This window comes from Bacillus sp. FSL K6-6540, assembly GCF_038007545.1.
Genome location: NZ_JBBOXH010000002.1, coordinates 1,095,384 through 1,116,740 on the forward strand (window position 1 = coordinate 1,095,384; position 21,357 = coordinate 1,116,740).

The 21,357-nt window shown below is 44.1% G+C and carries 19 protein-coding genes and 1 pseudogene; 13 read left to right on the plus strand and 7 right to left on the minus strand.

Annotated elements, in window-relative coordinates:
* Positions 1 to 75 precede the first annotated feature (75 nt).
* Both MHH82_RS38085 and MHH82_RS38090 read right to left on the minus strand, forming a co-directional pair.
* Positions 76 to 1,101: an ADP-ribosylglycohydrolase family protein gene (locus tag MHH82_RS38085; protein WP_015252933.1), complete on the minus strand. Its 1,026-nt coding sequence runs from the start codon at positions 1,099 to 1,101 to the stop codon at positions 76 to 78.
* 12 nt (positions 1,102 to 1,113) lie between these two features.
* Positions 1,114 to 3,156, minus strand: a complete 2,043-nt coding sequence (locus MHH82_RS38090) for a T7SS effector LXG polymorphic toxin (protein WP_021481904.1) — start codon at positions 3,154 to 3,156, stop codon at positions 1,114 to 1,116.
* Positions 3,157 to 3,504: 348 nt separating this feature from the next.
* On the opposite strand from MHH82_RS38090, the gene purT reads away from it, so the two are divergent.
* The 10 genes from purT (at position 3,505) to trhO (ending at position 12,177) form a co-directional block, all read left to right on the plus strand.
* Complete coding sequence (gene purT / locus MHH82_RS38095; protein ID WP_284675359.1) at positions 3,505 to 4,683, plus strand: phosphoribosylglycinamide formyltransferase 2; 1,179 nt, start codon at positions 3,505 to 3,507, stop codon at positions 4,681 to 4,683.
* 143 nt (positions 4,684 to 4,826) lie between these two features.
* On the plus strand, positions 4,827 to 5,768 hold the full coding sequence (gene mpr, locus MHH82_RS38100; RefSeq protein WP_041850652.1) for an extracellular metalloprotease Mpr: 942 nt from the start codon (positions 4,827 to 4,829) through the stop codon (positions 5,766 to 5,768).
* Entirely contained in the window at positions 5,731 to 6,129 is a 399-nt protein-coding gene (locus MHH82_RS38105; RefSeq protein ID WP_015715171.1) for a YbfJ family protein, read from the plus strand. Before mpr ends, MHH82_RS38105 begins: the two co-directional genes overlap by 38 nt.
* 170 nt (positions 6,130 to 6,299) lie before the next feature.
* Entirely contained in the window at positions 6,300 to 7,190 is an 891-nt protein-coding gene (gene cesB / locus MHH82_RS38110; protein WP_072175264.1) for an enantioselective carboxylesterase CesB, read from the plus strand.
* Positions 7,191 to 7,385: 195 nt separating this feature from the next.
* Positions 7,386 to 7,919, plus strand: coding sequence for a CDP-diacylglycerol--serine O-phosphatidyltransferase (gene pssA, locus MHH82_RS38115; protein ID WP_038827915.1), 534 nt, complete (start codon positions 7,386 to 7,388; stop codon positions 7,917 to 7,919).
* Entirely contained in the window at positions 7,910 to 8,398 is a 489-nt protein-coding gene (locus MHH82_RS38120; RefSeq protein WP_003234861.1) for a DedA family protein, read from the plus strand. Before pssA ends, MHH82_RS38120 begins: the two co-directional genes overlap by 10 nt.
* Positions 8,391 to 9,182 (plus strand): phosphatidylserine decarboxylase, encoded by a 792-nt coding sequence (locus MHH82_RS38125; RefSeq protein WP_072175263.1) that lies wholly within the window; start codon positions 8,391 to 8,393, stop codon positions 9,180 to 9,182. The genes MHH82_RS38120 and MHH82_RS38125 overlap by 8 nt, the downstream gene beginning before the upstream one ends.
* Before the next feature lie 54 nt (positions 9,183 to 9,236).
* A complete protein-coding gene (locus tag MHH82_RS38130; protein WP_021481898.1) occupies positions 9,237 to 9,515 on the plus strand; it encodes a hypothetical protein in 279 nt (92 codons plus the stop codon).
* A gap of 104 nt (positions 9,516 to 9,619) precedes the next feature.
* Complete coding sequence (locus tag MHH82_RS38135; protein ID WP_072175262.1) at positions 9,620 to 10,960, plus strand: erythromycin esterase family protein; 1,341 nt, start codon at positions 9,620 to 9,622, stop codon at positions 10,958 to 10,960.
* Positions 10,961 to 11,208: 248 nt separating this feature from the next.
* Positions 11,209 to 12,177 (plus strand): oxygen-dependent tRNA uridine(34) hydroxylase TrhO, encoded by a 969-nt coding sequence (gene trhO / locus MHH82_RS38140; protein WP_003246287.1) that lies wholly within the window; start codon positions 11,209 to 11,211, stop codon positions 12,175 to 12,177.
* Positions 12,178 to 12,211: 34 nt separating this feature from the next.
* On the opposite strand, the gene gltP is transcribed toward trhO, so the two are convergent.
* The 3 genes from gltP to nagB all read right to left on the minus strand — a co-directional run bounded on the left by gltP (position 12,212) and on the right by nagB (position 16,266).
* Positions 12,212 to 13,456 (minus strand): glutamate-aspartate/proton symporter GltP, encoded by a 1,245-nt coding sequence (gene gltP, locus MHH82_RS38145; RefSeq protein ID WP_014478694.1) that lies wholly within the window; start codon positions 13,454 to 13,456, stop codon positions 12,212 to 12,214.
* Positions 13,457 to 13,600: 144 nt separating this feature from the next.
* Positions 13,601 to 15,496: a glucose-specific PTS transporter subunit IIBC gene (gene ptsG, locus MHH82_RS38150; protein WP_032724820.1), complete on the minus strand. Its 1,896-nt coding sequence runs from the start codon at positions 15,494 to 15,496 to the stop codon at positions 13,601 to 13,603.
* A gap of 20 nt (positions 15,497 to 15,516) precedes the next feature.
* Complete coding sequence (nagB, locus tag MHH82_RS38155) at positions 15,517 to 16,266, minus strand: glucosamine-6-phosphate deaminase (protein ID WP_032724821.1); 750 nt, start codon at positions 16,264 to 16,266, stop codon at positions 15,517 to 15,519.
* A 218-nt stretch (positions 16,267 to 16,484) separates the two neighbouring features.
* Between nagB and gamR the strand changes: the two genes are divergently transcribed.
* From gamR to MHH82_RS38170, 3 genes and pseudogenes are all read left to right on the plus strand, one after another.
* On the plus strand, positions 16,485 to 17,192 hold the full coding sequence (gene gamR, locus MHH82_RS38160; RefSeq protein WP_041850654.1) for a transcriptional regulator GamR: 708 nt from the start codon (positions 16,485 to 16,487) through the stop codon (positions 17,190 to 17,192).
* A 33-nt stretch (positions 17,193 to 17,225) separates the two neighbouring features.
* A pseudogene (locus MHH82_RS38165) lies at positions 17,226 to 17,505 on the plus strand (DUF1648 domain-containing protein).
* A gap of 209 nt (positions 17,506 to 17,714) precedes the next feature.
* Positions 17,715 to 18,785, plus strand: a complete 1,071-nt coding sequence (locus MHH82_RS38170) for a branched-chain amino acid aminotransferase (protein ID WP_003246499.1) — start codon at positions 17,715 to 17,717, stop codon at positions 18,783 to 18,785.
* 36 nt (positions 18,786 to 18,821) lie between these two features.
* Here MHH82_RS38170 and mmuP read toward each other — a convergent pair whose 3' ends face one another.
* Complete coding sequence (gene mmuP / locus MHH82_RS38175; RefSeq protein WP_128992358.1) at positions 18,822 to 20,234, minus strand: S-methylmethionine permease; 1,413 nt, start codon at positions 20,232 to 20,234, stop codon at positions 18,822 to 18,824.
* 119 nt (positions 20,235 to 20,353) lie between these two features.
* Complete coding sequence (gene mmuM, locus MHH82_RS38180) at positions 20,354 to 21,301, minus strand: homocysteine S-methyltransferase (protein ID WP_021481888.1); 948 nt, start codon at positions 21,299 to 21,301, stop codon at positions 20,354 to 20,356.
* Between the last annotated feature and the right edge of the window lie 56 nt (positions 21,302 to 21,357).

The window sequence follows — 21,357 nt, forward strand, 5'->3', positions numbered from 1 at the left end:
GTTTAGGAATAGAGAAAGCAGACCGTTATTGGTCTGCTTTCGTTACCTTGTATGATTAAGTATTTTAACGTAAATCTAAATATCCCCATATTGCTCGATAATCGCTTTATCTGCACAATACTGATAAAATTCTTCTATTAATTTATCAACATCTTGCTTACGAGCTATTTTTTCTAACCAATCTCCTGGGATCCCATCTAGCTTATAATACATTCCTGCTATCGATCCTGTTATTGATGCTACAGTATCAGTATCTTCTCCTAAGTTCACTGCTGTTAGTACAGCCTCGGTAAATGAAGATGTAGTGCCGAAACACCAAATTGCCGCTTCTAAAGTATGAACGACATACCCGTCTGATCGAATTTCTTCTCTTGGTGTATTCAAAAAGCTTTTTTCAAAAATTCTTTTATAATGTGTTAACTCTTTATGGTATATATGTTCTTTTTTGAAATTCTCGTCGAAAAGCTCTTTCACTTCTCTTAAAGATGTATCAATTGAATTGTTATAATATAGCCTTAGTAATAGTTCAACATAAATAATGGAACCAACTATAGCACGCGGATGGGCATGGGTTATTTCAGTGTATTTCTTGATCATCTCTGCTTTTTTCACAAAATCGAATTCCTTATGCAAAATAAACACTAATGGTGAAATTCTCATTAATGCTCCATTTCCGTTATCAAATTCTGACTGACCGCCGCATTTTTCTGGCAGAACACCTTTCCTAAATCGGGTAATTGCTTCAACGGTCGTCCTGCCAATGTCAAACATTTCACCATACGGCGTCCAGTAACCTTCATCTTGATACAGTTTAAATTTCTGCATTAAATCATTTATGTTCCCTTTTTCAATCATATTCTCCATCAGGCACAAGGTCAGAGATGTATCGTCAGACCAGGTTCCAGGAGGTTGATTATAGGTGCCGTATCCTACCATATCCTGCACATGAAAATCTCCTCTTTTTTTGAATTCAACAGGGACTCCTAACATATCTCCTATAATGCCACCGTATATTGTTGGAAGAACTTTGTTTTTTATATTAAGTTTAAGAAAGCTCTTATTGTCATCTTCCCATCTATCTATCATTCTTCTGCCTCTCATTTTTTCACCCACTTAAATTAAGTCTAAAATAATATGTAACTTATTGTTGCTATCAACATGTGCGCTTTTAATAACCATCTCTTGCCCAAAATTTAAAAGTAACTCAGCTTCATTAGGAAAGTGGCTTATCTTTCCGAGATAGGCTGCATTGGTTCCTGCTGGAACATTTATTTCCCATGAGACTTCCATGTGATCAAAGGATGATTCCTTAACAATTGCTGTACTAACAAAACCATTGTCTCTGAAAATCTTTCCAATTAATGATTCAGCATTAATGTCTCCATATTTGTTAATTTCAATTAATGACTCTAAAGGTCTTAGGTCTGTTCCTCTATAAACTTGTAAATTGTGTGGAACTCGCGCTTTATCCAACCCATTCTTTATATTATAGATTGTATCTAAATCAATGCCATCTAAAGAATCACTAATTCCTCTTAGATAATCATTTATTTTTTTATAATCATCACCAGTATATTGCTTAATTGCTTCTTGTTCACTTGGGGTTAATGATTTAATCCAATCGTCATAATACTTGCTCCCCCATTGGTGTGCTTCCTCTACGGTTTTAATATCACGTGTAATTTTAGAATTTTCATTTGGTCCTACGCCACCTGATTTGCTATGGTCGCTGCTATTAATCTGGACAAAGTTTTCAAGTTTCTTATCAAAACCCTTCTCTAGTTTCGGAATAGGGCTTTCAATGTTCCCAACTCCTTGTATTGCAGATTCTAGTTGATTGTTACTTGGCAATTTGAAATAAGGTTTTGCTTTTTCAGTAATGTTCTTTGCTATAGATTTATGATCGTTCACAAAAGCCTTTGTTTCCTTTGTCACGAATTTCCCTGCTTTTGTTGCAGATGCCACTTTTCCGAGTCCCTTGGCGCCAAAAAGGGAAGCAACTGCGTAGGTGATGTAGTGGGAGCGGCTATAGACATCACCATGAACCATATTGTCGTTCCAAGATTTTTTAAATGAATCGACCATGTATTCAAAAGTTTCGGGAGCGCTATAAATGATATTTTGGAGTTCCTGTCCGGCTTTGACTTGTTCTTCGATGCCCATCTTGCCCTGTGCTCTATACGACCATATAGCAAGATCGTAAGCACCGACTGCGAGGTCGCATGCACCGGTAACGATATCCTTTCCGGCATCCCAAAGCCCGACAATTACACCTTTTCCTCCTTCGACAAGCATTTTTCCTGTTTGCTGCTGTGCTTTCATTTGAACGATGCTTGAATAATATTGTAATTGCTCAGCGCTCAGGTTGTCAGTGCCAATCTTTTCTGCAACTTTCAGGTATTCATCAGGATCAGTAGTTTTGTCGAGTTTTTTCTTGAGATACTCGATTTCTTCCTGTTTTTTTGCTTTGATGAACTGCTGAGCTTGTTTGTGTATATCCGCTTTGTTTTGATAAACATCTGTTTCGTGAAAGGCTTTTGCATTAAAACTTATTGGGTTGGTACTTCCGCCTTTGCTGGTGGCACCGGTCAGCGCTTCGAAAAATGCCCGAACCTCATGTTCTACAACTTCGGAGGCCTCGTAATCACTGTTCAGTTTCTCATCAAGGTTATGCAGATGTGTAATCGTTTTTTTTCGTTTTTTATCTGCTTTATCCAGTTTATCGGTCACTGTGGAATTGTCAAAGAGGGACAGCGGTAAAATGTCATCAATAGAATTCAGAATTGATTTAATTTCTTTTTGCTGTGCCTCTATAATACCGTCTGCTTTGACTAGACCATTATACAGTTCGTTATCGAGATAAGATTCCTCGATATATGCATCGTCATCAAATGTTGCTGCTTCAATAGCGGATGGAATATTTTTGAAAAAAGCGATTCTCATGTCAATGAGGTCCAGCCACAGATCCGCCCCTGTCGCTTGTTCCTTATAGAAGGCTTTAATTGCGTTAGCTCCTTTGCCTGTCATGGCATCATCCAAGTTTGCCATCTTTTTGAACTGTTTTTTCAATGTAGCCATGTGCTCTCTCAATGTTTGGTAGGCTTTAAGGCGCGTTTCGGCAGTTTCTAAAATCGTACTTACTTCAAGAATCTTCATTTAATACATGTCCTTTCGCCTGAATTTTCCTGTAAATATGGTACCATGGTGAATTTAGGAAAGGAGCGCAAACTGAGAAATCAAGGAAAAACAGTACTTTTTTACTGATTCTAATTATTCATTTTACTCGCAGATATAAAATCTACTGGAATCAGCTGTCGTACCCATTCTTGGTGGCTTCCAGATCTCAGTTTTTATATTGAAGATTTCAGGTGGTACTGTACGGTATGTGCGGAGTTCGCCAGCCATTTTTTTGTGGAAAGCCTTCTAATCATGCAACTCGTGATGAATTCTTATTTTATCTTTTTTAATAAAAATTTATTTTTCAAATATTTCAGTTATAATGGTTTGGAACAGATAGGAGGGGCAAAGATGTATCAATCAAAGAAGGTTTTATTGTTAGGTTCAGGTGAATTAGGTAAAGAGGTAGTGATTGAAGCCCAGCGTCTTGGGGTACAGACGGTGGCAGTTGACAGTTACGAGCATGCTCCGGCGATGCAGGTCGCGCATAACAGTTATGTCGTTGATATGCTGGACCCAGAGCAGATCAGAACTATTATTGAGAAAGAAAAGCCGGATTTGATTGTGCCTGAGGTTGAGGCGATCGCGACGGATGAATTGCTGAATCTTGAAGAGGAAGGATTTCACGTCATCCCGAATGCCCGTGCGGCCAAGCTGACGATGGATCGGGAAGGCATCAGACGGCTTGCGGCGGAAACGCTTGGACTTGCGACGGCTGGCTATGAATTTGCGAATACATATGATGAATTTATACAAGCGGCAGCACAGATCGGTTTTCCTTGTGTCGTTAAACCATTGATGAGTTCTTCTGGAAAAGGCCAAAGCATCTGCCGCTCTGAAGCGGATTTAGAGAGCTGCTGGGAGACGGCGATGGAAGGCGGACGGGTGAAAAACGGCCGCGTGATCGTTGAGGAGTTTATCCCATTCGAATCAGAAATCACACTCTTAACCGTACGTGCGGTTAACGGTACGGCATTTTGCGAGCCGATCGGTCATGTGCAAAAGGACGGGGATTATATCGAATCATGGCAGCCGCATGATATGACAGAGCAGCAAATAGAAGAAGCGAAGCATATTGCGAAAACGATCACGGATGAGCTTGGCGGATACGGCCTGTTTGGTGTTGAGCTGTTCCTTGCGAAAGATAGGGTATATTTCAGTGAGGTATCTCCCCGTCCGCATGATACGGGTCTTGTCACGCTGGTGACGCAAAATTTGTCAGAATTTGCGCTGCATGTCCGGGCGATTCTCGGCTTTCCGATTACAGAAATCACACAGCTTTCTCCTGGCGCCAGCAGGCCCCTCAAAGCGCCGGAAGAATTAGCGGATTACACTGTTGAAGGATTGGAAAACGCACTGGCAGTCCCAAAGACTCAAATGCGCGTCTTTGGAAAGCCGATAACGAAAGCCGGACGTCGTATGGCAGTTGCGCTTTCTGCTGCTGATACAGTTGAAACGGCAAGAGAGAATGCAAAGAAAGCGTTGGACCAGCTAACGATAAAATAGAGTTTGAGCAGGCCTTGTCATGGTACAAGGCTTGTTTTTTTCTTCCTCCATAAAAGTTTTATCATAAGAATCAGAAACCTGATTATAATGTAAAAGTCTTCCATCAATGCGGGTGGTTGACACTAAAGGAGGGAGATGACAAAATGAAATTAGTTCCAAGATTCAGAAAACAATGGTTCGCTTACTTAACGGTTTTGTGTTTGGCTTTGGCAGCAGCGGTTTCTTTTGGCGTACCGGCAAAAGCGGCAGAGAACCCGCAAACTTCTGTATCGAATACCGGTCAAGAAGCTGATGCTACGAAAAACCAAACGTCAAAAGCAGAACAGGTTTCCGCCCCTTATGAGGGAACCGGAAAAACAAGTAAATCGTTATACGGCGGCCAAACGGAACTGGAGAAAAATATTCAAACCTTACAGCCTTCGAGCATTATCGGAACTGATGAACGCACCAGAATCTCCAGCACGACATCTTTTCCATATAGAGCAACCGTTCAATTGTCAATCAAGTATCCCAACACTTCAAGCACTTATGGATGTACTGGATTTTTAGTCAATCCAAATACAGTCGTCACGGCTGGACATTGTGTGTACAGCCAGGATCATGGATGGGCTTCGACGATAACCGCCGCGCCGGGCCGCAATGGTTCGTCATATCCGTACGGTACTTATTCAGGCACGATGTTTTACTCCGTCAAAGGATGGACGGAAAGCAAAGACACCAATTATGATTACGGAGCTATTAAATTAAACGGTTCTCCTGGAAACACGGTTGGCTGGTACGGCTACCGGACTACAAACAGCAGCAGTCCCGTGGGCCTTTCCTCGTCAGTGACAGGATTCCCGTGTGACAAAACCTTTGGCACGATGTGGTCTGATACAAAGCCGATTCGCTCCGCTGAAACGTATAAGCTGACCTATACAACCGATACGTACGGCTGCCAAAGCGGCTCGCCTGTTTATCGAAACTACAGTGATACAGGGCAGACAGCTATTGCCATTCACACGAACGGAGGATCGTCATATAACTTGGGAACAAGGGTGACGAACGATGTATTCAACAATATTCAATATTGGGCAAATCAATAAATACAGCAAACTAGCCATATTCATGTCTATTTTGTTTTTATGCGGGTGCAGTTCGCAGACGCATTCTTCTCCAAAAGAAACGACTATTCCTGTCACTCTTCATGTGGAGGATGCTAAGGGGCTGCCGGTCGAAGGGGTTCAAGTGACGATTGTCAAAGCGCCCTCTTCAGATGAGGAGCCGAGTACAGAGATTGGCGAGATACTCGGTAAAACAGACAAAAACGGAGATATCAAATGGGATACCGGCAGAAAAGGCGATTACTCAGTCGCGTTGACGAAGGGTGAAACATCAGTAACCCATCACATCTCGTTAACAGAGGATAAAAAAGATCATGCCATTCCATTAGTCTTCAAAGAATAGCAGTTTCCTTGATTTTAAGGGAACTGCCTTTTTTATTTACTGCAGGAAACCAAACTATATACTGGAAATTTATTATGTGAGATAATAAGAAATAGGTATTTTTTCTTACGAGACAAAAGGGGCGTTATCCTTTATTTTATATTAATCAAACCCGGAGGAAAAAGAAGAAGATGATACAAGATTCAATGCAGTTTGCCGCGGTTGAAAGTGGTCTGCGCTTTTACCAGGCATATGATCAAAGCCTTTCTTTGTGGCCGATTGAGTCGGAAGCATTCTATGTTTCTACTCGTTTTGGAAAAACACATATCATTGCAAGTGGGCCAAAGGACGCACCTTCGCTCATTTTGCTTCACGGGGGCCTTTTCAGCTCTGCAATGTGGTATCCGAATATCGCGGCGTTGAGCCGTCAATTTCGTACATATGCGGTCGATATAATAGGAGACAAAAATAAAAGTATACCATCAGCAGCAATGGAAACGAGAGCTGATTTTGCAGAATGGATGAAAGATGTCTTTGATTCTCTTGGACTAGAGACGGCACACCTGGCCGGCCTTTCGCTTGGCGGGTCCCATATCGTGAATTTCTTACTCCGCGCGCCTGAAAGAGTAGAGCGGGCGGTTGTTATGAGTCCCGCTGAAGCGTTTATTTCATTTCATCCGGATGTCTATAAATACGCTGCAGAGCTTACAGGGGCAAGAGGAGCTGAATCATATATCAAGTGGATCACAGGCGACAGTTATGATCTGCATCCTTTACTGCAAAGACAAATTGTGGCGGGCGTGGAATGGAAGGATGAACAAAGGAGCCTGAAGCCGACAGAAAACGGCTTTCCGTACGTGTTCACAGACCAGGAATTGAAATCGATACAAGTCCCGGTACTGCTGATGTTCGGTGAGCACGAGGTCATGTACCATCAGCAAATGGCCTTTGAGCGGGCTTCGGTATTGGTGCCGGGAATTCAGGCTGAAATCGTAAAGAACGCCGGACATCTGTTATCTCTGGAGCAGCCAGAGTACGTCAATCAACGCGTCTTGTCCTTTTTATGCGGGGGGATAAACTAGTAAGGAACATGAAAAGATTGGCATTCATTTTTCAAAAGGTAACAAATGTTGTATAATAATAGAATTTGAATGCTGCTTTTTTTGGGAGCATTCTATGTTATCATGCTTATTGGAGAAAAATTTTTCCTGTAACGCTATTCGATCACTATCGTCAAATAATATAGATGGTTTTACAATTGGAGGTTTGGTTACACTGTGAATTACATCCCCTGTATGATTACGATAGGAAACTTCATTTGCGGATTGCTGGCGATTCATTCCTTGCTATATCACAACATTCATTCAGCAGTGCTTTTTATTTTTACAGGCATGTTCCTTGATTTCTTTGACGGGATGGCTGCTCGTAAGCTGAATGCCGTTTCTGATATGGGGAGAGAACTGGATTCGTTTGCCGATCTGGTTACGTTTGGGGTGGCTCCTGCTATGCTTGCTTACAGTGTCGCGTTGTATACCCTGCCATTTATCGGGATCTTATGCGCATTGACGTACAGCATTTGCGGAATGCTTCGCCTCTCTAAATTTAACATTGAACAAAGCAAGCTCCCGACGTTTATCGGTATGCCGATTCCGTTTGCGGGCATGTGTCTCGTTATTTTAAGCTTTACCTATAACCCGATCCTTCTGGCAATCGGCACTTGCGGACTTTCATATTTGATGGTGAGTAAAATAAAATTCCCTCATTTTAAAAAACATGCGGCAGAAAACCTGGAGTCTGGGAGATGGAATTAGTTCAGCAGCTCATAGCGGATTACGGTTATCTCGCTATTTTTTTGATGCTGGTATTAGGAATTGTAGGATTGCCGATTCCAGATGAAGTGATGATGACCGTTGTTGGCTATTTCACGCATACCGATGTATTGAATTATGAGCTTTCGATATTGATTAGTTTTGTCGGGGCTTTGTTAGGTATGCTGATCAGCTACATGATTGGCAGAAAAGCCGGACGCCCGTTTATCGACAAGTACGGCAAGTGGGTCGGCTTAAAAGAAAAAAGAATGATGAAAGTGGAAAAATGGATGAAGAAATACGGTCCATATTCTCTTATTTTAGGTTATTTTATTCCCGGCGTCAGACATGTGACGTGCTACTTTTCGGGGATCGGCAAAATGGATCTGAAAACGTATGTTGCGTTTGCGGCAATCGGCGCCTTTTTATGGTGCTTTGTTTTTATTACAATCGGAAGGGTTATAGGGATTATTCATGTTTAATACGGCTGTAAAGATTCTGTATCGATCATTGATAGAGCTGACGAATCATCGTCTGTCATCCTATCTGATTAAAGGATTTTGCGAGTCAAAAATCAGCAAACCGGTCATTCCGCTTTTCTCAAAACATTTTCGGCTGAATTGGGATGATGTGGACGGTACGGCTGCTGATTACGGATCGCTGTCTGAATTGTTTATTCGACAAATAAATCTGGAGCGGCGCCCTGTGTCAAAAGAGGCGCATGCGGTGGTCAGCCCTGTTGACGGTGTGGTTCAGACGGTAGGAATCATCAACCCGAATCAAACCTTTACGGTGAAGGGAAAAGATTACTCATTCGCTGAACTCACCGGCTGTAAAAGCGCAGACCATCAATACAACGGCGGATACTTCGTCGTGCTGTATCTAAGCCCGAGGCATTATCACCGTTTCCATTCTCCGATCAGCTGCAGGTATCAAAAGCTGGCCGAGCTCGGAAATCGCTCATACCCGGTAAATCAACTAGGCTTAAAATACGGGAAAGATGTGCTGTCGAAAAATTATCGGTTTGTGTACGAGCTGAATAGCGGCAGCCTAAATGTCCTGATGATTCCTGTCGGCGCGATGAATATTAATTCTATCGTGCAGACGAGCACCCGTGCTGAATTGGAGATCGGCGAAGAGCTGGGATACTTTTCATTCGGGTCAACCGTCATTTTGATTTTTGAAAAAGACGCGTTCCAGCCGTCCGCCCATTTAGCAGAAGGCCAAGAAGTTCAAGTCGGAGAACTGATAGGTTATGAAGAGTAAAAAGAGGAGCTTGCATAAACGCAGCGCCTCTTTTTTTGAAGAAAGGTGAGACTTATGGAGAAACAAATCATCAGCTGGATTACAGATTATCAGAACACCGGAGATGAAGCCGTCCTGCGGCAAGTGCGAGAAGTGTGCTGGCCGATCGTTGAAGCGGTTTTGCAAGAGAAGGCAATAGATGATGAACAAGCGAACAATTTGCGCGAAAAAGGAATCGAGCGGTTTCCATTCATCATCAGCAAATACCAAGCGGATGTGCAGCTTCCGGTTGAGACATTTTTACGAAATACGTATCGGTTTTACTTTCATCAGGTGATGAGAGAATCCAGCTAAAGCTTCTTTCAACAGGGAAGCTTTTTTTGTTGGCAGGAAAAGGAAACTTTTTCTATATCTATCTCGTAATGACTAGAGAACCTAGCAGAAAAGGAGAGATAGAATTGAAACGAATGATAGTGAGAATGACCCTGCCGCTGCTGATCGTTTGTCTGGCGTTTTCTTCTTTTTCAGCCTCTGCCCGTGCTGCTTCTGAAGAAAAATATTGGGGTTCATGGATTGAACGACATGCACAGCCGCTGGGTGCTTCCAATGCTTCAAACAAAGACCTTCGCTTTCTGAAGAAGGTGCTGAAGGGAAAACGAATCGTTCAGTTAGGAGAAACCACACACGGCGCTGGTGAAATCAACGCCACAAAGGTCAGAATGATCAAATATCTCCACGAAGAGCTGGGATACGATGTATTGGCCTTTGAGTCCGGTTTTCCTGATACAAATGCATCCTACCTTAATATGGACCAATTAACCCCTAAAAGCACGATGAAAAACTCCATTTACGCTGTATGGCACACAGAAGATGTCGTTGAATTGTTTGATTACATGAAAGAGCAAAAAGAGAAAGGCGATCCGCTGATCCTTACCGGTTTTGATATTCAAAGCATGAAGAATTCATTCAATGATGCTGCGACTCAATGGGTAAAAGCGGTGAACCCTGAGAAAGCAGAGTTGCTCTCCCAATCAGAAAATAATTTTTCAACATTAGTGACAGACAGCAATACGTTTGATGAATTTTCGCAAAAGAAGGAAAAGCTTGTGAAAAACTATCAGAAGCTGATCAAGTTCGCTGAAACACATGCTTCAGAGCTAAAAGAAAACCTTCCAAAAGAGCCGAAAGCTTATGAGATGTTTATGCGGTCTCTTCAGCTAAGAATTGACGTAATGGAAACGTATATGCTGGAAGAAATGAAAGAAAAACTAGAGGAGTATCCGGAGAATATTGAGGATTTTTCATTCTTTATGAGAGACCGCATGATGGCTGAACAATTTCAGTGGGTAGCTGACACCCTTTATCCGAAAAAGAAAATCATTGTCTGGGGCCACAATTACCATCTACGCAAACAGAATACGAAGATGATAAAGGACTGGGTACAGCTAAACGGCCCTAACATGGGTGATTATTTGCCGGAGCGGCTGAAAAAACAAACATATACGATTGGCATTTATGCTTACTCAGGTGCAAGTCTGGATAGTTCTGATAATAAGACGGTTATGCCGGTTACAAGCCCGCCGCCGTCTGGAAGTCTTGAAGCTTTGCTGAAAGCTGCGGATCATCCAGTTGTTTTTGTTGATTTTCTCCATACAAAAAACAAGAAAGGCACTTCGTGGATGTATACCCCGCGGACTGCGCTCTATTGGGGGTACATGGAAGAGCAGATGATCCTTAAGGAACAATATGACGGTGTCATTTGGCTGGAGCATATCACGCCCTCTGTCATTATCAAGTGAGCGGTGTCCCCTGTGCTATAACAGATGGAGTGTACCTTTTGTTTGATAGTTTTCAGATAACTACATTGATTAGTAAATGAATGGAAAATACTTGTCTACTGTGAGAAACCCTTGTGCCGCTTAGGTTTGTAAGAGCTTGGATATTTTTATCAGTCTGGGCGGATCTGTTCATCTTTGTGGCATTTTCCTGTATGATATAGTAAGAGTGTGCATAGCAACTAACTATAATTGAACAGGGTGTTTAAAGCATGGAAAAACAATACAGAGTATTACTTTACTATAAATATGTTCCGATTGAAGATCCAGAGGCGTTTAGAGAGCAGCATCTGGCTTTTTGTAAGGAGCTTGGTTTGTTAGGCCGTATCCTTGTTTCTTCTGAAGGAATTAACGGTACGGTATCAGGTACGGTTGAACAGACTGAAAAATATATGGAAACGATGAAAGCTGATCCTCGTTTTGCGGACATGGTATTTAAAATTGATGAAGCAGAAGGCCATGCCTTCAAAAAAATCTTCGTCCGCCATAAAAAAGAGCTTGTAACGCTTCGTCTTGAAGATGATGTCGATCCGAACGAAACAACAGGCCAGCATTTGAAGCCTGCAGAATTTTATGAGAAGATGCAGGATCCAAACACAATTGTCATCGACGCGCGTAACGATTACGAGTATGACCTTGGCCATTTCAGAGGTGCGGTCCGTCCTGACATCGAAGCCTTCCGCGAATTACCTGAATGGATTGAAGAACACAAAGATATGCTTGAAGGCAAAAAGATTTTAACGTACTGTACAGGCGGCGTGCGCTGTGAAAAGTTCTCAGGATGGCTGGTGAAGCAAGGCTTTGAAGATGTAGCACAGCTTGACGGCGGAATCGTGACATACGGAAAAGATCCAGAGGTGCAAGGCAAGCTTTGGGACGGCCAGTGCTACGTATTTGATGAAAGAATCAGCGTGCCTGTCAACCGTGTCGAGCATGTGATTGTCGGCAAGGACTACTTTACAGGAGAACCGTGTGAGCGTTATGTGAACTGCGCAAATCCATCTTGCAATAAAAAAATGATATGCACACCGGAAAATGAGTATAAATATATGCGCAGCTGCAGCCACGAATGCCGCACGAACCCAAGAAACCTGTATGTGAAAGAGCATAATATGACAGAAGAAGAAGTAAACGCAAGACTGGCAGCGATTGAAACAGAAGATCACGCTGCTGCTGAATAAAAAAAGAACACCTCGGATTGAGGTGTTCTTTTTTCTATATGCTTTCGGTTTGGCTGTTTGCGGAAACCCATTCTTTTTGGCGGAAGGCCTTTTCCCATTTTGATACCACGATACAGGCGATCGCATGTCCCGGTACGTTCACGCCTGTTCTCGCCATGTCCATGACGCGGTCAACACCCGCGATAATGGCAACGCCTTCAGCCGGCAGTCCTACAGCATTGGCAGTCGCCAGAAGAACTACAAGCGATCCTGAGGGTACAGCTGCAATGCCTTTACTGGTCATCACAAGCACAAGCATCATGAGCAGCTGCTGGGACAATGTCATGTCTACTTGAAAGGCCTGTGCGAGAAAGATACAAGAAACCGATAAATATAAGCTGGAGCCGTCACAGTTCAATGACAAGCCGGAGGGAACGACAAATGATACCACTCGTTTGGGACAGCCGTATTTCTCCATTCTATCCATCAGCTGAGGGAGAATGGTTTCAGTGCTGGTGGTGGAAAATGCAATTAAAAACAGATCCCATATCATTTTCAATACTTCGAAATACTTAATCTGAAAGATGAGACCGACAAGCGGAAAGAGGACAAAGAGGATCAGGAACAGGCCAAGGAATACGGTGCCAACCAGCTTAAACATAGGGAGGAGGAGTTCAATGCCATATTGGCCTACAGAAGCAGCCATCAGGGCTAACACGCCGATAGGAGCAGTGACCATGACGATTTGCGTGAGCTTGAACATAATCTGAGCTGTAGATTCAAAAAACTTCATTACTGGTTCAGAAGCTTTGCCGATACCAGCTGCGGCGACACCAAATAAAATGGCGAAGAAAATAACGGCAAGCAAATCATTTCTGGCCATGACATCAATAATGTTTGTAGGGATAATATCCAGGACCATTTGCTTGAAATCAACAACTTTGTCTGTGTAGCCGGAAAGTTCATGAATATCTTTTTTTGCCAAATGGGAGAGGTCAAGCCCGACACCTGGTTTTAAGACATTCGCTAATAAAAGTCCAAGCCCTAATACCAACGTTGTAATCACTTCGAACCAAATGATCGTCTTGATGCCGAGACTGCCCATTTTTTTCATGCTTCCGCTTCCTGCGGCTCCAATGACAATGGTAGAAAACACAATCGGCACAACAATCATTTTAATCAGGCGGATAAATCCATCTCCGACAGGCCTCAGTGCCATCCCGAAATCAGGAAAAAAGTGGCCGATCACCGCGCCGACAGCCAAAGCGATTAAAATTTGAAACGCGATTAATTTTTTCAAATGAATCCCCCTTTAGAACGATAGAATGTAGGCATATTCATATCATTCGTGATTCAAATGCAAACACCTTTTTTCAAGTTATTTTATTTTGACAGCGCTTTCATTATGTTGGCGAAAAAGTCCCCCGCAGCAGGGGGGACTTTTTTACTTCATTTGAATGTGCTTTAGATCTTCTTCAGAGGTATTTGTGAAAATAACCGGTGTTATGGCTGAAGCGGCATGCTGCTTGATGTAATTGAGATCAAAGGTGAGAAGCAGTTCGCCTTGTTTGACGGCTTGTCCGCTTGTGACATGTGCTTCAAAGCCTTCCCCATTTAGTTTGACGGTATCAACGCCGACATGAATCAGGATTTCAGTGCCGCCGGCGCTCATAAAGCCGATGGCGTGTTTTGTCGGAAAAATCGAGACGATCTCGCCGTCCGCAGGTGCAACGACTTTTCCTTCTGATGGTATAATCGCAAATCCCTCGCCCATCATTTTTTCTGAAAAGACTTGATCAGGCACATCCCCTAAAGAGACTGTTTCTCCTTTAATCGGATAAATAAAGGTCTCACCGGAATCGGGCTTCAGCGGTTTGTCAGTTACCGTGTCCAGCGCGGCGGCGGTGGCAGGGACGTCTCCGGCCATGATTGTTTTGATGTCGTCTTTTAAGGCATCGGACTTGGTTCCGAATATTGCCTGGAAGTTGTTGTTGACCTCCAGCACACCTACTGCACCAAGCCGTTTTAATTCATCCTTGCTGACTTGGCTTGGCTGATGAACGGTCACACGAAGCCTTGTGATACATGCATCCAGGTTAGCGATATTTTGCTGTCCGCCCAAGGCCTGCAGCACGTGAAAGGCAAGCTGGTCTTTTGCAACTGGAGCTTTCTCCTCATTCTGACCGTCTTCATCTGTCTCACGGCCGGGCGTTTTCAAATTCCATTTCAGAATCGCAAATCGGAACAAATAATAATAAATGAAAGCAAACACGATCCCGACAGGAATGACAACCCAGCCATTTGTAGACAGTCCGTAGTTCAAGACGTAGTCAATTCCCCCGCCTGAGAACGTATAGCCGTGGCGGACATGGAATAAATCACAAACGACAAAGATGACGCCGGCAAGAATAGAGTTAATCAAATAGAGCACGGGCGCAACGAACAAGAAAGAAAACTCAACCGGTTCTGTAATTCCGGTCAGCATAGATGTGAGCGCCGCAGAAATCATCACGCCGGAGATCATTTTTTTCTTTTCCGGACGCGCGGTATGGATAATGGCAAGAGCAACGGCCGGCAGACAGAAAATCATGTAAGGGAAATCCCCCATCATAAAGCGCCCGGCTGTCGGGTCTCCCGCGAAAAACCTTGTCAGGTCGCCGGTTACGGTGTTGCCTGTTGATGGGTCTGTGTATTCTCCCATCATAAAATAGAAAGGCGTATAAAAAATATGATGCAGGCCAAAAGGAATCAGCAAACGATAGATCGTTGCATAAAAGAACAGGCCGACTGTTGAATCGGCAATTAAACTGCTGGCTGCGTTAATTCCGTTTTGGATCAGCGGCCAAACGAATGAGAAAATGACACCGATCACCAATGAACTGACGGAAGTAATAATCGGGACAAAGCGTTTTCCAGAGAAAAATCCAAGGACCGGATGCAGCTCGATTGATGAAAATCGCTTATATAAATAGGCGGCGAGAAGCCCGATAATGATTCCTCCGAAAACCCCCATATCAATCAGGTGCTCGGCTCCTTCATACGGAGGCTGAAGGCCGAGTAATTTTCCCATATTGTCGAGGGTGACGGTTAAAATTAAGTATCCGATGACAGCGGCAAGTCCGGCTACACCTTCTCCGCCGGCTAATCCGATCGCGACCCCCACGGCGAAAATCAGCGGGAGATTATCGAATACAACGCCGCCCGCATCCTTTATAATAGGGATGTTCAGTAAGTCCTTGTCTCCGAAACGGAGCAAAAGACCGGCTGCCGGCAGGACGGCAACCGGAGTCATCAACGCGCGGCCAAGCTGCTGCAGAATTTGAAATGCCTTTTTAAACATGACAGTCTCCTTTTATTGTTTTATGAGCATGGTGCAATCTTTAATTTTTGAGCTGCTTTATAATCGGCGATAACGGTTACATGATTGTGTATTTGAAGAATAGAGGCTGGTACATCTGTCGTGACAGGACCTTCAGCCATCTTTTGAATAGCGTCTGCTTTTTCCTCGCCGCTTGCTAAAAGCACAATATGTTTGCTGAATTCCATGATGGTTTTAATGCCCATTGAAATCGCGAGTCTCGGCACCAGCACTGGATCGCCGCCGAAGAATCTGGCATTTGCCTGTATCGTGCTTTCCGAGAGCTTCACAACACGTGTCCGGTCTTCAAAATCAGATCCCGGTTCATTAAAACCGATATGGCCATTGGCGCCGATGCCGAGAATTTGGACATCAATGCCTCCCGCTTGGCGGATGAGATCCTCGTATACTTTGCATTCCGCCTCAAGCTGCGGGTTGTCTCCTTGCGGGATATGAATATGATCAGGTTGCATATTGATATGCTGAAATAGATGCTCATGCATAAAGTGGTTATAACTTTGCGGATGAGATGGAGAGAGACCAGCGTATTCATCCAAATTAAATGTAGTAACCTTTGAAAAATCAATTTCGCCTGCCTGATAGCCTGAAATCAACTGCTTATACAAGCCGACCGGTGTGCTTCCTGTTGCCAGGCCGAGAACGGCATCTCTCTTAGCTTGTATTTGTTCTTTAATAATGGCAGCGCTTAACTTACAGAGTTCTTCGTAGTGCTCGGCGATCAGAATCTTCATGTGACACCCCCTCAAAGAGATAGACAAGCACCATATTTGTTATGACCAATTTATAATACTTGTCATTACGAATTTAGCACCAACATTATTAAACTGTCAATATTAATTTCTGAAAATTTGTTATAAAAGAAGGATACAAATCTTTCATATTGGGATGGCAAATGGTATTATGGTCTCAATGAAAAAGAACGGATTGCATACAGAATGGGGAGAATGAAATGACAGCTTTATATTCTGTTATCAAGTTTAAAATCATTGAGTTAATTAAATCGGGCAAATATCAGGCGAATGATCAGCTGCCGACAGAGAGTGAGTTTTGCGAACAATATGATGTCAGCAGAACAACTGTGAGACTGGCTCTGCAGCAGCTAGAGCTTGAGGGATATATTAAAAGAATTCAAGGAAAAGGGACATTTGTATCGGCGGCAAAAATACAAACGCCGATTCCGCATAAGATTACGAGCTTTGCAGAACAAATGAGAGGCCTTCGTTCTGAATCAAAAGTGCTTGAGCTTGTTGTGATTCCTGCCGATCACTCCATTGCCGAGCTTTTGAAAATGAAAGAGAATGAACCTGTCAACAAGCTTGTCAGAGTCAGATACGCCGAGGGGGAACCTTTGCAGTATCATACCTCATATATTCCCTGGAAGGCGGCACCGGGGCTGGTGCAGGAGGAATGCACCGGCTCGCTGTTTGAATTGTTAAGGACAAAATACAATATTGAAATCAGCAGGGGCACGGAATCGATCGAACCGATTTTAACGGATGAAACGATCAGCGGCCACTTATTAACCAATGTCGGAGCGCCTGCGTTTTTATCAGAATCCCTTACCTATGATAAAAATGAAGAAGTGGTGGAATATGCGCAAATTATTACCCGGGGAGACCGAACGAAATTCACCATAGAACAGTCATATCATTCATAAAGCAATGTGTTTTAAGAAGGGAATGGTGGTTCTATGTTTTTATTGACGAATGGAAAAGTGCTGTGGGGAGCAGTGATTGCTGCATTCATCCTTTCAATAGTATTTATTTTACCCTTCTCTGCCGACGCAGATGCCGATTCATTATGATGTTGCGAACAGTCCGAATCTGACGGTTAACAAGCTGGCGGGGACTGTGATGCTGCCTGTTTTGATGGTGGTGTTTGCATGGGCGCGGAAGATCAATTGGCAATTAGTGTTCGCAGTGTATATTTTGCTGATTTGCCACATTGTCGTCCTTTGTTTAGCGGTCTAAATCAAACAGCCAGAATAAAACTGGCTGTTTTTCTTTAATTTCAGCTTCATCTGACAATGAATGTGGTGTATAATAGCTGATGATCCTAAAGAATATTCTGAAATTTATAGGTGTGAAGCGGCGTATTATTAAAGGAAAGGCTGTATACTTTTTGCAGCTTTAAAAAGACTGAATATTTAAACAATTATGCGAAAGGTGTGCTGATTAGATTGAATAAGCTTATTGAACGAGAAAAAACTGTATATTATAAGGAAAAGCCCGACCCGTCTTCCTTGGGGTTTGGACAATATTTTACAGATTATATGTTTGTGATGGACTACGAAGAGGGGATTGGATGGCATCATCCGAGAATTGCGCCGTACGCACCGCTTACGCTTGATCCGTCTTCATCTGTTTTTCATTACGGCCAGGCTGTTTTTGAAGGATTAAAAGCATACAGAACAGACGACGGCAGGGTGCTGCTGTTCCGTCCGGATCAAAATATCAAACGGCTGAACAGATCGTGTGAGCGCATGAGCATGCCCCCTTTAGACGAAGAGCTGGTGCTTGAGGCATTGACGCAATTAGTTGAGCTGGAGAAAGATTGGGTTCCAAAGGAAAAAGGAACGTCACTGTATATTCGTCCTTTTGTCATTGCCACAGAACCGAGTCTCGGTGTGAAGGCATCCAGGAGCTATACATTTATGATCGTGCTTTCGCCTGTCGGCTCCTATTATGGCGACGATCAGCTGAAGCCGGTTAGAATCTATGTCGAAGATGAGTATGTGAGGGCGGTCAACGGAGGAGTCGGGTTTGCAAAAACGGCTGGAAACTATGCCGCCAGTCTTCAGGCACAGCGGAAAGCGAATGAACTGGGCTATGACCAGGTACTGTGGCTGGACGCCATCGAAAAGAAATATGTGGAAGAAGTAGGGAGCATGAACATCTTTTTCGTCATAAACGGGGAAGCTGTCACACCTGCTTTAAGCGGAAGCATTTTAAGCGGGGTTACACGTGCGTCTGCGATTGAACTGATTCGAAGCTGGGGCATTCCGGTTCGTGAAGAGAGAATATCGATTGATGAGGTGTATGCGGCCTCTGCACGCGGAGAATTGACAGAGGTCTTCGGCACAGGCACGGCAGCCGTCGTTACGCCTGTCGGTGAACTCAATATTCATGGAAAAACGGTAATTGTAGGCGACGGGCAAATCGGGGACCTCTCGAAAAAGCTGTATGAAACGATAACAGATATTCAGCTTGGCAAGGTGAAGGGCCCGTTTAACTGGACAGTGGAAGTGTGAAAACTGAAAAAGAACCTGCCCGGAGGCAGGTTCTTTTTATTTTGAATGAGTCATATCAGCAGCCGGCTGGCTTTTGCGGTTTTTTACATAATATATTGCATAGCAAATGGCCATAAATGGAACGCCGCAATAGAGTGCGATTCTTTGATTCGGATCAAAGGCAATGCCAACAACGGAAGCCAGGCATAACAGGAACGCGGCAATCGGCACGAACGGATACAAAGGGGTTCTGTATTTCAAATCAGTAACCTTGTTTCCCGCTTCAATATAACGTTTTCTGAACATGAATTGAGAAGCAGCGATTCCCATCCACACGACAACGACGGCAAAACCGGAAATCGACACGAGCACAACGTATACAGTGTCTGGCGCAAATACGCTGGACAGCAACGACAGAATGCCGCCGATCATGCTGAACACCAGCGCGTTAAAAGGGGTTCCTTTTGACGTCAGCTTTGCAAATGTCGGATGAAGCGTTTTTTCTTTTGATAAAGACCACAGCATCCGGGAAGAAGCGTAGAGTCCGGAATTAGCCGCTGACAGGATCGCTGTCAGGATAACAAAGTTCATGATATCGGCTGCGTATGGTACACCGACTCTGTCAAAGACAGCGACAAACGGGCTTTTGATGACACCTGCATCTTGAATCGGAATCAGCCCTGACAGCACAAAAATTGTTCCGACAAAGAAGAGTGAGAGACGCCAGACCGTTGTTTTAATCGCTTTTGGTATTGTCTTGTCAGGATCAACGCTTTCACCGGCTGCGATTCCGATTAGTTCCGTTCCCGAAAAGGCAAAATTAACGGACAGCATCGTCATCAAAATCGGGACAAATCCATTTGGAAAAAGCCCGCCTTCCGCCATGAAGTTGGACAGCATCGGAGCGGCTTCTCCGCCTTTGATCGGAATGATGCCAAACATGGCAGAGCCGCCTAAAAGAATAAATAATACAATGGCTAATACTTTGATGCTGGAAAACCAAAATTCTGATTCAGCGAAAAACTTGACCGAAAATGCGTTAAGCAAGAAGATGAACAGCGCAAAGACGGCACTCCACATCCAAACCGATGTATGGGGGAACCAGCGCTGCATTAACAGGCCGGCTGCTGTGAATTCTGATCCCAATGCCACGGTCCATGTCAGCCAGTACAGCCAAGCGACCGTAAATCCGGTGCCCGGCCCTATGTATTTGGCTGCATAGGTGTGAAAGGCGCCGGTCACAGGCATGGCGACTGACAGCTCACCGAGGCATAGCATGACCAGATAGACGATGCCGGCCCCGACTAAGTAGGCGAGTATCGTTCCGGCCGGGCCTGCTTGCTGAATGGTATAACCTGAGCTTAAAAACAGCCCGGTTCCGATGACACCTCCCAAGGAAAGCATAAAGAGGTGCCGGCTTTTCATACTTCTCTGAAAGGTTGTCTCATTCTTGTTGTGGGCAGAGTTCATCTTTTTCCAACTTTCTATCAGCGATTTATTTCCTCCTAATAAAAAATCTCATGTCAGAAAGTGACACGAGACTCCGGCGAACCGGCTTTAAGTTAGAATATACAAACTATTCCGATAAGTCAAGTTGTTTTTAAAGAGCGGGCCCAAGCCGCAATTTCTTGAATATTTTCGGGTTTTGTCCGGCAGCAGCCGCCAATCAGCCTCGCTCCTTTTTCATGCCAGGTGCGGGCGCTCGCCCCGTAAGATTCTGCGCATGCTGCGCCGTTCCATGTTTTTGTTTCCGGATCATATTGCTCACCTGAATTCGGGTAGACAATGATCGGTTTTGACGTGTTCTTTTTTAACTCCTCTATCAAGGAAGGGATATGCTGAAGCGGCGTGCAGTTGATGCCGAGTGCTGCAATTTGGCGGTGTTCATCAAGCCATGATGCGCAGTCAGCTGCAGGTGTTCCGTCACTGATATGCAGGCCGTCTTTAGCACTGAAGCTGATCCATGCATACGTTTCAGGAAATTCCTTCAACAGCCGAACAATCGCTTTGGCTTCAGTCAGACATGGAATCGTTTCGCATGCCAAAACATCAGCTCCGGCTTCAATCAGCGCCTTCATCCGGGGGCGATGAAATTCAATCAGTTCATCTTCTGATATTGCGTAGTTGCCGCGATACTCAGACCCGTCTGCAAGATAAGCGCCATAAGGGCCTATAGAAGCCGCAATGATCGGTTTTGGCCGATTCAAACGGTTCTCTTCAAGCGACCAAAATTCATCACGTGCTTCAGCTGCGATGCTGACGGACAACTCGATGAGCCGGCGTGCTTCCGCTTCGCTCAGCCCGCGTGCGGCAAAGCCTTCAAATGTAGACTGATAGCTGGCAGTGATTGCACAATCGGCGCCTGCCGCGAAATAATCAGTATGTACTTGTTTAATCAGATTTGGCTCTTCCATCAGGATTTTTGCCGACCACAGACTGTCATTCAAATTACAGCCCTTGCGTTCAAGCTCGGTCGCCATGGCGCCGTCTAGCACAATAAGCGGGTATGTATCTAGTATGTGTTGGATAGGATTCATAGAATGTACCGATGCCTTCTTTCAGATTTTTTTGAAAAAGATATGAAAATCGTAAT

Bases quoted from the DNA above. Each gene is read 5' to 3' on its own strand.
- MHH82_RS38130 (WP_021481898.1), top strand. From the start codon at position 9,237: ATGGAGAAACAAATCATCAGCTGGATTACAGATTATCAGAACACCGGA.
- trhO (WP_003246287.1), top strand. From the start codon at position 11,209: ATGGAAAAACAATACAGAGTATTACTTTACTATAAATATGTTCCGATT.
- gamR (WP_041850654.1), top strand. From the start codon at position 16,485: ATGACAGCTTTATATTCTGTTATCAAGTTTAAAATCATTGAGTTAATT.
- mmuP (WP_128992358.1), bottom strand. From the start codon at position 20,234: ATGAACTCTGCCCACAACAAGAATGAGACAACCTTTCAGAGAAGTATG.
- ptsG (WP_032724820.1), bottom strand. From the start codon at position 15,496: ATGTTTAAAAAGGCATTTCAAATTCTGCAGCAGCTTGGCCGCGCGTTG.
- mpr (WP_041850652.1), top strand. From the start codon at position 4,827: ATGAAATTAGTTCCAAGATTCAGAAAACAATGGTTCGCTTACTTAACG.
- MHH82_RS38085 (WP_015252933.1), bottom strand. From the start codon at position 1,101: ATGAGAGGCAGAAGAATGATAGATAGATGGGAAGATGACAATAAGAGC.
- MHH82_RS38105 (WP_015715171.1), top strand. From the start codon at position 5,731: ATGTATTCAACAATATTCAATATTGGGCAAATCAATAAATACAGCAAA.
- cesB (WP_072175264.1), top strand. From the start codon at position 6,300: ATGATACAAGATTCAATGCAGTTTGCCGCGGTTGAAAGTGGTCTGCGC.
- mmuM (WP_021481888.1), bottom strand. From the start codon at position 21,301: ATGAATCCTATCCAACACATACTAGATACATACCCGCTTATTGTGCTA.
- MHH82_RS38090 (WP_021481904.1), bottom strand. From the start codon at position 3,156: ATGAAGATTCTTGAAGTAAGTACGATTTTAGAAACTGCCGAAACGCGC.
- MHH82_RS38120 (WP_003234861.1), top strand. From the start codon at position 7,910: ATGGAATTAGTTCAGCAGCTCATAGCGGATTACGGTTATCTCGCTATT.
- nagB (WP_032724821.1), bottom strand. From the start codon at position 16,266: ATGAAGATTCTGATCGCCGAGCACTACGAAGAACTCTGTAAGTTAAGC.
- MHH82_RS38125 (WP_072175263.1), top strand. From the start codon at position 8,391: ATGTTTAATACGGCTGTAAAGATTCTGTATCGATCATTGATAGAGCTG.